General features: G+C 55.1%; 14 protein-coding genes. 4 read left to right on the plus strand and 10 right to left on the minus strand.

What is annotated here, in order from left to right; all coding sequences use genetic code 11:
• Window positions 1–4: 4 nt before the first annotated feature.
• From CLV87_RS01230 to CLV87_RS01255, 6 genes are all read right to left on the minus strand, one after another.
• Window positions 5–1,000, minus strand: a complete 996-nt coding sequence (locus CLV87_RS01230) for an ABC transporter ATP-binding protein (RefSeq protein ID WP_099244080.1) — start codon at window positions 998–1,000, stop codon at window positions 5–7.
• Window positions 993–2,090, minus strand: a complete 1,098-nt coding sequence (locus CLV87_RS01235) for an ABC transporter ATP-binding protein (RefSeq protein ID WP_099244078.1) — start codon at window positions 2,088–2,090, stop codon at window positions 993–995. The genes CLV87_RS01230 and CLV87_RS01235 overlap by 8 nt, the downstream gene beginning before the upstream one ends.
• 10 nt (window positions 2,091–2,100) lie before the next feature.
• Window positions 2,101–2,289 carry a hypothetical protein gene (locus CLV87_RS01240; RefSeq protein ID WP_099244076.1) on the minus strand — a complete coding sequence of 63 codons (189 nt, stop codon included), beginning with the start codon at window positions 2,287–2,289 and terminating at the stop codon, window positions 2,101–2,103.
• Entirely contained in the window at window positions 2,286–3,224 is a 939-nt protein-coding gene (locus tag CLV87_RS01245; RefSeq protein ID WP_099244074.1) for a carbohydrate ABC transporter permease, read from the minus strand. The genes CLV87_RS01240 and CLV87_RS01245 overlap by 4 nt, the downstream gene beginning before the upstream one ends.
• A complete protein-coding gene (locus tag CLV87_RS01250) occupies window positions 3,221–4,168 on the minus strand; it encodes a carbohydrate ABC transporter permease (protein WP_099244072.1) in 948 nt (315 codons plus the stop codon). The genes CLV87_RS01245 and CLV87_RS01250 overlap by 4 nt, the downstream gene beginning before the upstream one ends.
• Before the next feature lie 140 nt (window positions 4,169–4,308).
• On the minus strand, window positions 4,309–5,643 hold the full coding sequence (locus tag CLV87_RS01255; RefSeq protein ID WP_099244070.1) for an ABC transporter substrate-binding protein: 1,335 nt from the start codon (window positions 5,641–5,643) through the stop codon (window positions 4,309–4,311).
• 220 nt (window positions 5,644–5,863) lie between these two features.
• Here CLV87_RS01255 and CLV87_RS01260 point away from each other — a divergent pair, with 220 nt between their 5' ends.
• A complete protein-coding gene (locus CLV87_RS01260) occupies window positions 5,864–6,886 on the plus strand; it encodes a LacI family DNA-binding transcriptional regulator (RefSeq protein ID WP_235871804.1) in 1,023 nt (340 codons plus the stop codon).
• 204 nt (window positions 6,887–7,090) lie between these two features.
• Here CLV87_RS01260 and CLV87_RS01265 read toward each other — a convergent pair whose 3' ends face one another.
• From CLV87_RS01265 to CLV87_RS01280, 4 genes are read right to left on the minus strand one after another with little or no spacing between them, the layout of a single operon-like run.
• Window positions 7,091–7,462, minus strand: a complete 372-nt coding sequence (locus tag CLV87_RS01265; protein WP_099244068.1) for a hypothetical protein — start codon at window positions 7,460–7,462, stop codon at window positions 7,091–7,093.
• Window positions 7,455–7,925: a nuclear transport factor 2 family protein gene (locus CLV87_RS01270; RefSeq protein ID WP_099244066.1), complete on the minus strand. Its 471-nt coding sequence runs from the start codon at window positions 7,923–7,925 to the stop codon at window positions 7,455–7,457. The genes CLV87_RS01265 and CLV87_RS01270 overlap by 8 nt, the downstream gene beginning before the upstream one ends.
• Window positions 7,926–7,985: 60 nt before the next feature.
• Complete coding sequence (locus CLV87_RS01275) at window positions 7,986–8,480, minus strand: nuclear transport factor 2 family protein (protein WP_099244064.1); 495 nt, start codon at window positions 8,478–8,480, stop codon at window positions 7,986–7,988.
• Between the two features lie 11 nt (window positions 8,481–8,491).
• On the minus strand, window positions 8,492–9,391 hold the full coding sequence (locus tag CLV87_RS01280; RefSeq protein WP_208293317.1) for an alpha/beta hydrolase: 900 nt from the start codon (window positions 9,389–9,391) through the stop codon (window positions 8,492–8,494).
• Window positions 9,392–9,495: 104 nt separating this feature from the next.
• On the opposite strand from CLV87_RS01280, the gene CLV87_RS01285 reads away from it, so the two are divergent.
• The 3 genes from CLV87_RS01285 to CLV87_RS01295 all read left to right on the plus strand — a co-directional run bounded on the left by CLV87_RS01285 (window position 9,496) and on the right by CLV87_RS01295 (window position 12,532).
• A complete protein-coding gene (locus tag CLV87_RS01285) occupies window positions 9,496–10,398 on the plus strand; it encodes a LysR family transcriptional regulator (RefSeq protein WP_099244062.1) in 903 nt (300 codons plus the stop codon).
• A gap of 314 nt (window positions 10,399–10,712) precedes the next feature.
• Window positions 10,713–12,104 (plus strand): MATE family efflux transporter, encoded by a 1,392-nt coding sequence (locus CLV87_RS01290; RefSeq protein WP_099244060.1) that lies wholly within the window; start codon window positions 10,713–10,715, stop codon window positions 12,102–12,104.
• Window positions 12,101–12,532 carry a glyoxalase superfamily protein gene (locus CLV87_RS01295; RefSeq protein WP_099244058.1) on the plus strand — a complete coding sequence of 144 codons (432 nt, stop codon included), beginning with the start codon at window positions 12,101–12,103 and terminating at the stop codon, window positions 12,530–12,532. Before CLV87_RS01290 ends, CLV87_RS01295 begins: the two co-directional genes overlap by 4 nt.
• Window positions 12,533–12,556: the final 24 nt, after the last annotated feature.

Below are 12,556 nucleotides of genomic sequence, written 5' to 3' on the forward strand. Positions count from 1 at the left end.
TCCCTCAGGCCACGCGCGCGCCAGAGGCGTCAAAGTAATAAGGTTTCTCGGGGCGGATTTTGACAATATCGCCCTCGCTAAGCTCCGTATGTGCATCCGTAACCGTGATCAGGTCGTGGTTTTTGAAAGCCAGATGCAATCGCGTCTGATCACCCAGATGTTCCACGCGTTTGACCATGCTGTCCTCTCCCTCGCCCTGCACGATATGTTCTGGACGCAGACCGATGGTTTCCGCCGCTTGCGGCGCACCTCCAAACAAATCAGCGGGCACCACGTTGATGCGCGGCTGCCCCAGACGGCTGGCGGCATAAACGCTGACCGGGTTTTCATAGATCTCGCGCGGAGTTCCAAATTGCACCAGCCTGCCATTGTCCAGCACCCCCACATGGGTGGCTATGGTCATGGCTTCGATCTGGTCATGGGTCACATAAAGCAGCGTCGCGCCGGAATTTGCCTGGATGTTTTTCAACTCGATCCGAAGATCTGATCGCAACTTGGCATCCAAAGAGCTGAGCGGTTCGTCCATCAGGTAGACTGACGGGTTGCGAACCAAGGCCCGCCCAATCGACACCCGCTGCATTTCACCACCTGACAAGGCCGTGGCCTTGTTGCCCAGTTTATGGCTGATCTGTAGAATCTCGGCCACCTCGCCTACCTTCTGGTCAATCACCGATTGCCGGGTGCGCAGGATCGGGGATTTCAGCGGAAACTCAAGGTTTTGCCGAACCGTCAAATGCGGATAGAGCGAATATTGCTGAAACACCATGGCGACATCGCGCTGCGCAGGTGTGAGCCCAGCCATATCGCGCCCGCCGATGCTCACATGCCCGGCATCGGGCTTGTCAAGCCCCGACACCATGCGCAAAGTCGTGGTCTTGCCCGCACCGGTCGGCCCAAGCAAAACGACAAAGGACCCGTCCGGCACCGTCATGTTCACATTGTCCAAGGCAGTTTCATCACCAAACGCTTTGGACACGCCGTTTAGAACCACCTCAGCCATGCGACAACACCTCCATATTCGCGGCGCTTTTCAGCGCTTTCCCATTTTCTGCATCAAAAAGGGTGATCGTGCGCGGATCAAAGCGCAAACCAGTTTGGTCGCCAACTTTCACAGCATCAGCTGACGAAAGCCTTGCCTTCACCTCTCCATTTGCAGTGTCCAGGGTCACAATTTGCGTCGTGCCCAGATATTCGGTGGCAATCACGCGGCCACGATAAGGGGCCGCATCGTCCAGGCGCACATGTTCGGGACGAATACCAAAGGTCAGTGCACCGTCACGGCCTTCGCGCATCTCGGGCATTTCGATGGCCACATCGTTCATCCGCAGCTCGCTCTGGCCGGTGCCGACCATCCCTTGGAAATCTAGGAAATTCATCGGCGGAGAGCCAATAAACTGCGCAACGAACTTGGTGGCAGGCCAGTCATAGATGTCCTGCGGAACGCCGAATTGCTCGACGACACCGTGGTTCATCACCACAATCTTGTCACCCATTTGCATGGCCTCAAGCTGATCATGGGTGACATAAACCGTGGTGGCGTTCATCCGATCATGCAGCGCCCGCAATTCTTCGGACATATGTTCGCGGAATTCAGCGTCGAGCGCGCCAAGCGGCTCGTCCATGAAAAACGCCTTGGGATCGCGGACAATGGCGCGGCCCAAAGCGACCCGTTGCCGATCACCGCCCGACAGACCACCAACTGGTTTGTTCAGAATGTCGGTGATGCCAAGGATCTCAGCGATCTCACCGACCTTCTTTTTGACCTCTGGTTTTGGCATCCCCTGGCTCAGCAGCGGATAGCTGATATTCTTGCCCACATTCATATGCGGGTAGAGGGCGAACATCTGAAAAACAAAGGCGATATCGCGCTGGCTGGCGGGTTTTTGCCCCACCTCTTCGCCGTCGATATAGATTTCGCCCGATGTTGGCAGTTCAAGCCCCGCCATCATCCGCAGCGTTGTCGTCTTGCCGCAGCCCGACGGCCCCAGCAGCATAAAGAATTCTCCGTCCTCAATCGTGAAGGTTGAGGATTGCACAGCCGTAAAGGCCCCGAATTCCTTGCGCACGTTTTCAATGCGAATTTGTGCCATTGTGCGCCTCCTATTCTGGAAAGTGGCTGACGATGATGAACATCACCGTGCCGATCAGGGTTACGATAAACGAGTAGGTGTAGAGCCCGATGGCGATGGGCTGCATCAACATGATCACACCCAAAGCGATAAGGATCGAAGCCACCATTTCCCACGGACCACGGCGAAGCCGTAGCAGGCCATTGATAAAGTTTGTCATTTGCGAACCGCTCCGAAGGTAATGCCGCGCAACAGGTGCTTGCGCAGAAGCACGGTGAACACCATCACGGGGACAAGGAAGATCGTGGCACCCGCGGCCACAGCCGGCCAATCCTTACCGTTCACGCCGATGATATTCGGGATGAAGGGCGGTGCGGTCTGCGCCTCGCCCGAGGTTAGCAAGACCGCAAAGGCATATTCATTCCAAGCAAAGATCAGACAGAAAATTGCAGTAGACGCGATGCCTGTTGCAGCCTGAGGCAGCACGACTTTGTAGAAAGCCTGAAACCGGGTGTATCCGTCGATCAGGGCGGCTTCTTCGTATTCCATCGGAATCTCGTCGATGAACCCTTTGAGCAACCAGACCGATAGCGACAGGTTCACCGCCGTATAAAGCAGGATCATGCCAAGATGGGTGTCGTTCAGGCCCAAGTTGCGGAACATCAGAAAGATCGGGATCGCGACCGCAATAGGCGGCATCATCCGGGTGGAGAGAATGAAAAAGAGCAGATCGTCCTTCAGTGGCACCCGAAACCGGCTGAACGCATAGGCGGCGGCGGTCCCAAGGATCATGCACAGCGCCGTAGACCCAAAGCCGATGATGACCGAATTGAGAAAACGTTCGCCATAGCGGGACGGACCAGAGATGACTGTGCCCCGCTCCCGCGCGATTTCTTCGTACCAGGTTTGCGGCGGGCCCGCGGCCTCCAGCATATCCTCGGTTGCACGTGTGCGGTCGGTAAAGAGGTTCACATACCCTTCGAGCGTCGGCTCAAACACCACCACGGGTGGATAAGCGATGGAATCGGCGGGTGACTTGAACCCTGTGGCGATGATCCACAGCAGCGGGATAAGTGTGATGACCGCATAGGCGACGACCAGAACTCCAGCAAACCACTTGGTGCCCTTGGTCGGTTCGGTGACGGAAAAGCTCATCTTTCTTTTACCTTGTTCAGCGCTTTGACATAGATCGACGCAAGGCCGAAGACGGTGACAAAGAGGATGACGGCGTAAGCAGAGGAGTACCCGGTGCGCCATTTCTCAAACGCCTCACGCTTGAGGTCGATCGAGGTCAGTGTCGTGGTGTTGCCGGGTCCCCCCCCGGTGAGCTGCACGACAAGATCGAACATCTTGAAATTCTCGATCCCACGGAACAAAACGGCCAACATCAGAAAGGGCAGTGCCATGGGGATCGTGATGGTCCAGAACTGCCGCCACTTGCTGGCCCGGTCGCATTCCGCCGCCTCATAGATGCTGTCTGGAATGGATCGCAAACCAGCGAGACAGATCAGCATCACAAAAGGTGTCCACATCCAGGTATCCGCGATGATGATCGCCCAGGGGGCCAGATGCACATCGCCGATCATCGAGAAACTGGCCGGATCAGCGCCCGTGAAAAACGCGATGACGTAGTTAAACAGGCCAATCTGCGGCTGATAAAGAAAGGTCCAGAAATTACCGACAACAGCCGGGGACAGCATCATCGGAAAGACGATGATCGTCGTCCAAAGATCGTTGCCCTTGAATTTCTTGTTGATCAGGTAAGCCAGCGCAAATCCGATCAGCACCTGCAGCGCAATGGTCCAAAGAAGGAAATGCGCCGTTGCTTGCATCGTGTTCCAGATGTCTGGATCATTCAGGATGCGCTCGTAGTTTCGCAGCCCGACCCAATCAACATCTTTGTTGGGGCGGTTCACCCGATAGTTCGTGAAACTCAGGCGGATCGTCCAAATCAACGGAAAGATATTGACGGCCAAGAGCAGGAAAATTGTCGGGGCCACGAAAATCCAGGCAATCGTTCGGTCCGAAAGCCCTTTGATATTACGTGCCATCCCCGGTGGCGTTTTTTCAGCCATCTTTTGTATGGGTGATGCGGTCATCGCTGTTCCTTTTGTGCAGGTGCCCAAAGACGACAACCCGCAACTTGTGCCCAATTTAGATATGGCCCCAGCCGACCGTTTGATCGGCTGGGACGTCCGGCGCATGGGGCATCCACATGCGTCCGACAGGGAGGTTATGGTTAGAGCTTGCCTTCGTCCTCAAAGACTTCGGTCCAATCGCGAACCAGGCCATCCAGCGCCTCTTGCGCCGTGCCTTCGCCGGCAATGACGTAGTTGTGGATACGCTCTTGCATCGGGATCAGAAGGTCGGCATAGGCCGGTTCCGCCCAGAAATCCTTGACGATTGCCATGCTGTCGAGAAAGGTCTGCGCATAGGGCTGGCTCTGGACAAAGCTGGGGTCTTCGACAACCGCGCTCAGGGCAGAATACCCGCCGAGTTCCCACCAACGGGACTGAATTTCAGGCTGCGCAAACCACTGAATATATTCCAGGGCCGCATCCTGCTTTTCAGAATAGGCAACGACCGAAATGCCCTGCCCGCCGAGTTGTGCGAACTGACCAGACGGGCCAGCAGGGTTCGGAAAGTACCCGGACTTGCCGCCACCAACCTTTTCATCCGCTTCGACACCCGGCCAGATGAAGGCAAAATTCATCTGCATGGCGACCTGGCCAGAGCGATAGGCGTCGATGTTTTCGCCCATATACCAGTTCGATGACCCCGGAGGCGTGGCCGTATCATAAAGCGCCTTATAGGCTTCCAGCCCCGCAGCGGCATCTGCCGAGTTTACGAAGCCGTCAAGATCATAAGGTTTGTCTGGATTTTCGTAGAGGAACCCATGGTTATAAAGCCAATTGGTCACCCCCATGGTGATCCCTTCGGAACCACGTTCGGTATAGATTGCGGCCCCGTAAACCGTGGTACCGTCAATATCACGCCCCTGAAAAAACTGCGCAATATCTGTCAGCTGCTGCAGCGTTTCCGGCACGCCCAGGTCGTAACCATAGGTGGATTTGAACTCTTCCTGAAGCTCGGGGCGTTCAAACCAATCTTTGCGGTAGGTCCAGCCAACCACATCGCCAAAGGCCGGAAGCGCATAGTAATTCGGCGTGTTCTTTGGCCATTCGGCATAGCCCGTCACGGTTGCCGGGATGAAATCGCCCATATCGATGCCATTGGCGTCAAAGAAATCGTTCAGCTTGACATAGTGACCATTCTCAGCCCCGCCACCAATCCACTGGCTGTCGCCGATCATGAGATCACAGAGCTGACCGCCAGAATTCAACTCGTTCAGCATACGATCCGCAAAGCTGGTCCAGGGCACGAATTCAAAATTCATCTTGTGACCGGACATGGCCTCAAAATCTTTTGACAGCTCAACCAGGGCATTTGCCGGATCCCATGCGGCCCAACAAAGCGTGAGTTCGGTCGCATGCCCATCCGCCAGAGCCGTGCTGGCAACACCAGATGCCATAATCGCACCCACTGCGACTGAAGTGAGATGTGTATTTTTCATTCGGAAATCTCCTCCCTGAAGTTTCGAGCCAAGCCTCCTCGCTCCGACTCGATGCCCCTCATTCCTATTTGAGGCACGTGCATCAAATCAAGATATTTTTGATGCACGTGCCTCATTTTGTGCTAAAAGGTCGTAACGCCTCCGGGAAAGTCATCGGTTTTCGTCATCGCAAAGGTCTGATATTAAATTGAAATCAACGCAGCTCTCTGGTGATCATTTTATGATGCGTCCAACGACAAAAGATCTGGCCAAAGCAGCCGGCGTCAGCCGCGCCACAGTTGATCGCGTCCTAAATGGTCGCGAGGGCGTCAAGCAAAAGACGGTCGACAAGGTGAACGCCGCCATCAAAGAGCTGGGCTTTGTTCGCAACATTCAGGCGGCGAACCTCGCCAAATCGAAACGCTACCGGTTCGTCTTTGCCCTGCCCCGCTCCGGCGAAGAGTTTCTCGAAGAGATCGTTCGCCATATCCGGGACGCAGAAGAGGCATTCGCACTTGATCAAGTCCGATGTGACGTTGAACATATTGACGAAAACGACCCTCACAGCATCGCTGCCTTTCTGGCCTCGCTTTCCCCGGACGAGACAAGCGGCGTTGCCATCATGGCCCCGGAATCTCCGCAAGTGCGGGACGCCATCTTTCGCCTTCAGGAACGGGGTGTGGCCGCAATCCCTTTCATTTCCGATCAGACCACGATGGATACCGACTGGGTCGGCATCGACAACCGCGCAGCCGGGGCGACGGCGGCCGCTCTACTGGGCCGGTTTAGCAAATCCGACAGCGGGTCGATCATGGTCATCGCGGAAAGCATGCAGTCGCGCGACAGCCTGGAACGCCGCCTTGGATTTGACGCGGAACTGGGCAAGAGCTTCCCGAATCTGACCGCCCTGCCCTCGCTCGAAACCTATGGGGACGAAGAACGCGCCGAGGAAATCATAACAAATGTGGTCAGCAACGATCAGGACCTCGTGGGCATCTACATTATGTCCTCAGAGGCCAAGATCCCAGTGACCGTGCTGTCGACGCTGCCCAGGATCAAAGATGTGGTGACCGTCGGTCATGAACGAACCCCCTTCACCGAGGCGGCTTTGCATGACGGGCGGCTCGATTGTGTCATCGCTCAAAACGCAGGGCATATGGTTCGCAGTGCCGTTCGCAAACTGAAAGCAATTTCGGACAAAAGCACCACGCACAGCCAACAAGAACATATTCGCATCGAGATTTTGCTAAACACCAATCTCTAGGGTCAGGATGCAGTGCCAACCAGGTTTGCTGCCATGCTATAACTCTGTCCTTCAGCACGTGGATCAGTATCAGAATATTTGATGCCGAGATCTCTCAAGATAGGCTTGGCGCAGCTGCACCAATCTCACCCGCCTGCGCGATAGGCCTTGAGTACATGTGGGTGTTGCGAATGCTTTCTTTTGCCGTCGATTTATCTACAGACCCTAATTTGCGTATTGCAGCGACATTCTTGTGATCTTGTCCTCTCTATCCCACCAATAGGAATAATGAACGATCCAACTCAGCCAGGTAACTTCGGTTTTGGCATAGCCCACGGATAGTTCCAAGATTTCCCGGTGCTGAAACGTTTCCCCATAGGGAATCACCTCCCGCTCTGCCCAAGCAGCAATCGCCTTTTGTCCGCTGAAGCTGCGTGAGACATCTGTCATCTCGGCCTCTTCTATGAAGCACGCCATATAGGCATTGATGTCCTTTGCATTTGTGCTGTTCTGATAGCAGGAAATGGCGCGGGGAAGATCCTGCGCATAGGCAGGGCTTGCCACAGTGATCAATCCAAGGAACAAAGGTTTAAGCATTGCGTTTCTCCCTAGTGTGATTGGCCGCTCTACGCCCGGCCTCAGCAGCGAGATCTGCGTTTCCCGATGCGAATTTGAAGTTGAAACGCATCGACGACAGCCTCCAAAATCCATTCATCCGCGCGAGCGTCAGATCATAAGTCCCTACAACCAATTGCAAATCTCCACCGGGATAATTCGCAATGAAATGCGTGGCCATCCCGTGGCACTGGACCTTCGCAGTTTCACCCTGTTGCTCGATAATCAGATTGCCGATCTGATGATGAACCTGATCAAAGAAGGGCAGCAAATCCGCCCATGCGCTTGTCAGCCCTCTTGGTGTCACGTCCGAAGCGGGCCCACCGCCATAGGAAGAGTAATCAACGTGGAAGGGGTTGGTCATCAGCTCCCGAACCGCGGCCCAATCGCAACGGTCGACCGCAGCAAAGAACCGCGCAACGGTGTTTGAAATGTCGGTTGTCATCAGAATTCTCCTTTGGAAAAGCCCGTGTTCTCAGTTGCGAGCAACACGGGCCGAGCGCGGTCAATCAGCAAGACGGGACGGGACGGGCTTCAATTGGTACTGCGACCAAAAGAATGTGTTGGCCGCATCTTGATCGGCAGACAGATTTGTCGCCTCGACGATCTTTCCGTTTTCAATCCGGTAGACCAGCGCCCATGTCGTATCGACATTTGGCTTGCCCTCGGCATTCGACCAACCACGATGGATGTCCACGACATGTGTTTCATCTGCGCCAAAATATATCGGGTCGGCCTGGAAGTTGGCGGCCCCCAATTGGGCGAAGAAGGCGAGCACTTCGTCCCGACCGTTCTTGGTGCCGCTGAGCGGGTGGCGGCCAGGAATGTGCCATATCACATCTTCGTCCATGACAGCGGCAATACCGTCGGGATCGTTCGCGCCATAGGCCGCAAAGAAGTCTTGCACAACTTTGATATTGTTTTCGGGTGTGTCAGCCATAGCGGTTTGTCCGGTGATGAATACTGCAGTCGCAAGGGAGAGTTGGATAAGTGATTTCATGGGGGTGTTCCTCAGGATTTGAAGAAGTCAGAAACTGCGTCGACTGAGGCTTTCACAACATCTGCGCGGTCGTAGAAATCGAACTGCGTGACATCCTCGCCCAGCCAGATTTTTTCGAACGGCGCATTCGTGCGGGCTTCATAGGCTACCGCCCCAGCTGGCAAGGCAATGGACGGCGAGCCGACCATCAGAATCGGCTTGGTCAGACGATCTGCCGAGGCTTGAGCGTCATAGGTCAGCCATGGCTTCCAGCTGAGCGCCGAAAACTTGTTGTCATAGGCTGGGATCAGGCCGCGATCTTCTTCGCTGTAATATGGTGCCTGATACATGACGGCGTTTTCTTCGGTTGCGCTGGCCCCCAATAAAACGGTTTCAGCAGCGCCTTCGGCATCACTGGCAGCAATCAGGTTGGCAGCGGTTTCAGCACCGCCATAGATACCTTCAGCCATTTCGGGATCATGCAACCAGGGTGCCACCAGCGCCAACTTGCTCAATCGCGCATCGTCAGCAACCGCCACCGCCATGTAGCCCGAGGAGGCACAGATGCCGAGACCGGAAATGTCGTCGATATCATCACGGCTGTTCAAATAGCTGGTCGCGGCTTTGATATCGGCTGTTTTCACGGCGGGATCCTCGACAAAGCGGGGTGCGCCGTCGCTTTCGCCCCAACCGGTGAAGTCAAAGGCAAGTGCCGCAAGGCCACGCGCAGCCAATTCGCGGGCATAGGTGCCCGGCATTTGCTCTTTGACGGTGGTCCAGGCTCCAGTGACAATAACAGCGGTCAATGGCGCTATTGCACCCTCAGGTTTATAGAGAACACCCCGCAGCGTCGCGCCATGGCTGTCAAAGCTAACCTCCTCGGAAAGGACGCCCTTCAATTCAGGTGTGTTTTGCAGATTGATCGTTTTCATGAAGTCTCTCCATCAAGTTCGTTGTCTTACGGAGAGAGCTAACCCTTTAGGTCAAACAAGATAATACATGCATTTTTCACAACTATCATGTATCAAATCGAATTATGAGATTGCCCTTACCAACGCTCGAAATATTCAATGCCATTGCCCGGGAAGGGTCTTTCAAGGGCGCGGCCCAGCGGCTTGGCTTGCAACCTTCCACTGTCAGCCACCAACTCAAGTCACTTGAGGATCAGTTGGGCACGGCGCTTATCATCAGAACAACACGCTCGCTCAGCCTAACCGAAGCCGGGCGCGCCCTGCTGCGAGGGGCAGGTCCCGCCTTTGATCAACTGGCCGATGCGGTGGAAACCGCGCGTTCTGTAGGCCATGCACCGCGTGGCACATTGCGTCTGGCGATGACGGATTTTGTCCATGAACTCTATGTCGGCCCAGCATTGCCCAGTTTCTGCGACACCTTTCCTGAGATTGAGATCGAGATGCAGTTCACCGATGCACTCACGGATTTGCTGGCAGAAGAGCTTCACGCAGGGTTCCGATTGGGGGACCGTATCGCACCCGATATGGTCGCAGTGCGCATTAGCAGGGCCGAACCCTTGGCCGTTTTTGCCAGCCCCTCTTACCTGCAGAAGCATGGCGCGCCAAAAACGCCATCTGATTTACTGGATCACGACTGCATCCGGTATCGTTTCCCCACATCCCGCCATATCGCCCCTTGGACGTTCAAAAGGCATGACGAAGACTATGCGGTCGAGGTAAAGGGCCCATTGATCGCCAATACACTTCCCGCAATGGTCGATCTGGCGACGCGGGGCCTTGGGTTGATATTCACCTTCAAAGACTACTGTGCAACGCAAGTTAGAAACGAACAACTCGTTCCGGTCCTAGAAGATCACATCGGCAAGACGCCTGGCACCTATATCTACTTTCCGCGTGAATACCGAAACATCGTCCCTCTGCGCTTGTTCATCGATCACTTAAAAGCTGTCAATAAAACGGGGAGTTAGGGTCTTAGTTTGCCTGCGAAGCGTCTAACCGCATTATGCGCAGCGCATTATGCTGTCACAGCCCCCAAACCCGACCCGCCAAGGCATGCGGCACTGCATGAAAACTCGGGGCCAGAGAAGCCAGCACCTGACGACTTGACCTCCGGATACCCACCGGTTTAAGAACCCGCAGGCTGCAGACGCCTGCCACCCGCTGACATTTGTCTTGGTTAAGTTCTGCGACGTAAATATCTATCCATCTCTGTCCGCATATCGCGCGGATGGTAATGCGGGTCCCATCTTTGCTGCGCGAATTGGCTAGAGAGTTACGGGATATGACTGAGACCCCCACCAATACATTTACAGATGGGCCGCTTGGCAAAATCTATCTGAAAACCGCGTTACCGATCATATTTGTGATGGGGATGAACGGGTTGCTTACTGTGGCAGACGCATTGTTTCTGGGCCTTTACGTTGGGCCGGATGCACTGGCCGCCGTCACGCTGATGTTTCCGATCTATATGCTGGTCGTCGCGCTTTCCACACTTGTGGCGAACGGTATGTCGAGCCTCTTGGCGCGCGCCCTCGGTGCAAGAAATGTCGATAGCGCGCGGGCCACATTCGCAGGTGCCCACGGATTGGCCGTCGCTTTGGCCGCAATCCTGATCACGGTGTTTTTTCTGGTTGGCCAGCCAATGGCGATATTGGCAGCAGGCGGGTCTGAGACATTGGCGCGAATGGGTCTGATTTACTTGCGGATCACGATTTGCTGTTCTCCGTTGCTTTTTGTCTTATCGGTTAACTCTGACGCATTGCGCAACGAGGGGCGTGTTGAATTCATGGCTGCAATGAGCCTGCTGGTCTCGACTGCCAATATTGGTTTCAACTACCTCCTGATCGCCGTTCTGGACCTGGGGGTCGCGGGGTCAGCGTATGGCACTGCGGCGGCACAGGCGCTTGCCCTTGTCATCATCCTGGCCTTCCGTGTTTTTGGCGAAACACCTTTGCGCCCGACCACTCTATTGTCCCATTCGCTGCTGGGGAAATGGGGGCGCATCCTCTCACTGGGCGCGCCACAAAGCCTGAACTTCATTGGGCTGGCCCTCGGTTCGGCTGCGATCATCACCGCTTTACAATGGGTCGGGCACCCCGGCTACACAGATACGATTACCGCCTATGGGATCATCACACGGGTCATCACTTTTGCCTTCCTGCCGCTGCTGGGGCTGTCCTTTGCGATGCAAACAATCACCGGAAACAACTACGGTGCCGAACTTTGGCACAGGTCCGATAAAAGCCTGCGCATGGCGCTTTGGGTGGCGTTCATCTATTGCGTGGTGGTCCAAGCCCTGGTGATGGCTCTGCCAAGCCAGATCGCCAGCACCTTTGTCAAAGAACCAGCAGTGATTGCGGAGGTCGCACGCATCTTGCCAGTCATGACCAGCGTCTTCTTTTTGGTCGGGCCATTGATGATGCTCGCAACCTATTTTCAAGCGATCGGGTTGGCGGGCAAAGCCGCGTTGCTCAGTTTGACCAAGCCATATGCCGTTGCGATTCCGCTGACGTTCTTGATGCCTCTTTGGTTTGGTGAACTAGGCATCTGGTATGCAGGCCCCATTGCCGAAGTGATCATGTTGGGCATCACGATGATCGTTCTTTGGCACGCAGCCCGAAAAACGGCTTTGAAATGGGGAATTTTCCACAGTGCAAAGGGCGTTGCCTTATGACCCGCCCTCTTCCCTCACTGACAGAAGCCAAGGACCTGGCCAAACGCCTACGCAGGAAATTGACCGAGGCAGGCACGCCGATCGGTCATGCCCAGTCGCTTGAACGTGTGGCCCATCAGCATGGGTTCCGCGATTGGAACACCATGCGCGCAGAAATCAGGAACGGACCGCCCAAGGGGTGGGCCGTCGGTGAAACGGTCAACGGCACCTATTTGTCGCAACCGTTTCGCGCAACAGTGGTTTCCATCAAAATAGTCAAACCCGGATGGTTCCACGTGGGTCTGGACTTGCACGAAGCCGTTGACGTTGTCCGCTCAAAGCGGTTTTCCAATTTGCGTAAACGAATTCGTGGCGTCGTTGGACCCAAAGGGCATTCGGCTGAAAAAACCAGTAACGGAGAACCCCAGCTAAAAATTGATCTGCGGTAATGGAGAAAGCCCGAGAACATCTGA

The sequence above is a fragment of the Pelagimonas phthalicica genome (genome assembly GCF_004364805.1).
GTDB classification, from domain to species: Bacteria; Pseudomonadota; Alphaproteobacteria; order Rhodobacterales; family Rhodobacteraceae; genus Pelagimonas; species Pelagimonas phthalicica.

What these genes read in the sequence shown, in the direction of transcription:
- CLV87_RS01280 (WP_208293317.1), bottom strand. Translation starts at nt 9,391, where the DNA reads ATGAAAACGATCAATCTGCAAAACACACCTGAATTGAAGGGCGTCCTT.
- CLV87_RS01250 (WP_099244072.1), bottom strand. Translation starts at nt 4,168, where the DNA reads ATGACCGCATCACCCATACAAAAGATGGCTGAAAAAACGCCACCGGGG.
- CLV87_RS01285 (WP_099244062.1), top strand. Translation starts at nt 9,496, where the DNA reads ATGAGATTGCCCTTACCAACGCTCGAAATATTCAATGCCATTGCCCGG.
- CLV87_RS01275 (WP_099244064.1), bottom strand. Translation starts at nt 8,480, where the DNA reads ATGAAATCACTTATCCAACTCTCCCTTGCGACTGCAGTATTCATCACC.
- CLV87_RS01290 (WP_099244060.1), top strand. Translation starts at nt 10,713, where the DNA reads ATGACTGAGACCCCCACCAATACATTTACAGATGGGCCGCTTGGCAAA.
- CLV87_RS01240 (WP_099244076.1), bottom strand. Translation starts at nt 2,289, where the DNA reads ATGACAAACTTTATCAATGGCCTGCTACGGCTTCGCCGTGGTCCGTGG.
- CLV87_RS01255 (WP_099244070.1), bottom strand. Translation starts at nt 5,643, where the DNA reads ATGAAAAATACACATCTCACTTCAGTCGCAGTGGGTGCGATTATGGCA.
- CLV87_RS01230 (WP_099244080.1), bottom strand. Translation starts at nt 1,000, where the DNA reads ATGGCTGAGGTGGTTCTAAACGGCGTGTCCAAAGCGTTTGGTGATGAA.
- CLV87_RS01245 (WP_099244074.1), bottom strand. Translation starts at nt 3,224, where the DNA reads ATGAGCTTTTCCGTCACCGAACCGACCAAGGGCACCAAGTGGTTTGCT.
- CLV87_RS01235 (WP_099244078.1), bottom strand. Translation starts at nt 2,090, where the DNA reads ATGGCACAAATTCGCATTGAAAACGTGCGCAAGGAATTCGGGGCCTTT.
- CLV87_RS01295 (WP_099244058.1), top strand. Translation starts at nt 12,101, where the DNA reads ATGACCCGCCCTCTTCCCTCACTGACAGAAGCCAAGGACCTGGCCAAA.
- CLV87_RS01260 (WP_235871804.1), top strand. Translation starts at nt 5,864, where the DNA reads ATGATGCGTCCAACGACAAAAGATCTGGCCAAAGCAGCCGGCGTCAGC.
- CLV87_RS01265 (WP_099244068.1), bottom strand. Translation starts at nt 7,462, where the DNA reads ATGCTTAAACCTTTGTTCCTTGGATTGATCACTGTGGCAAGCCCTGCC.
- CLV87_RS01270 (WP_099244066.1), bottom strand. Translation starts at nt 7,925, where the DNA reads ATGACAACCGACATTTCAAACACCGTTGCGCGGTTCTTTGCTGCGGTC.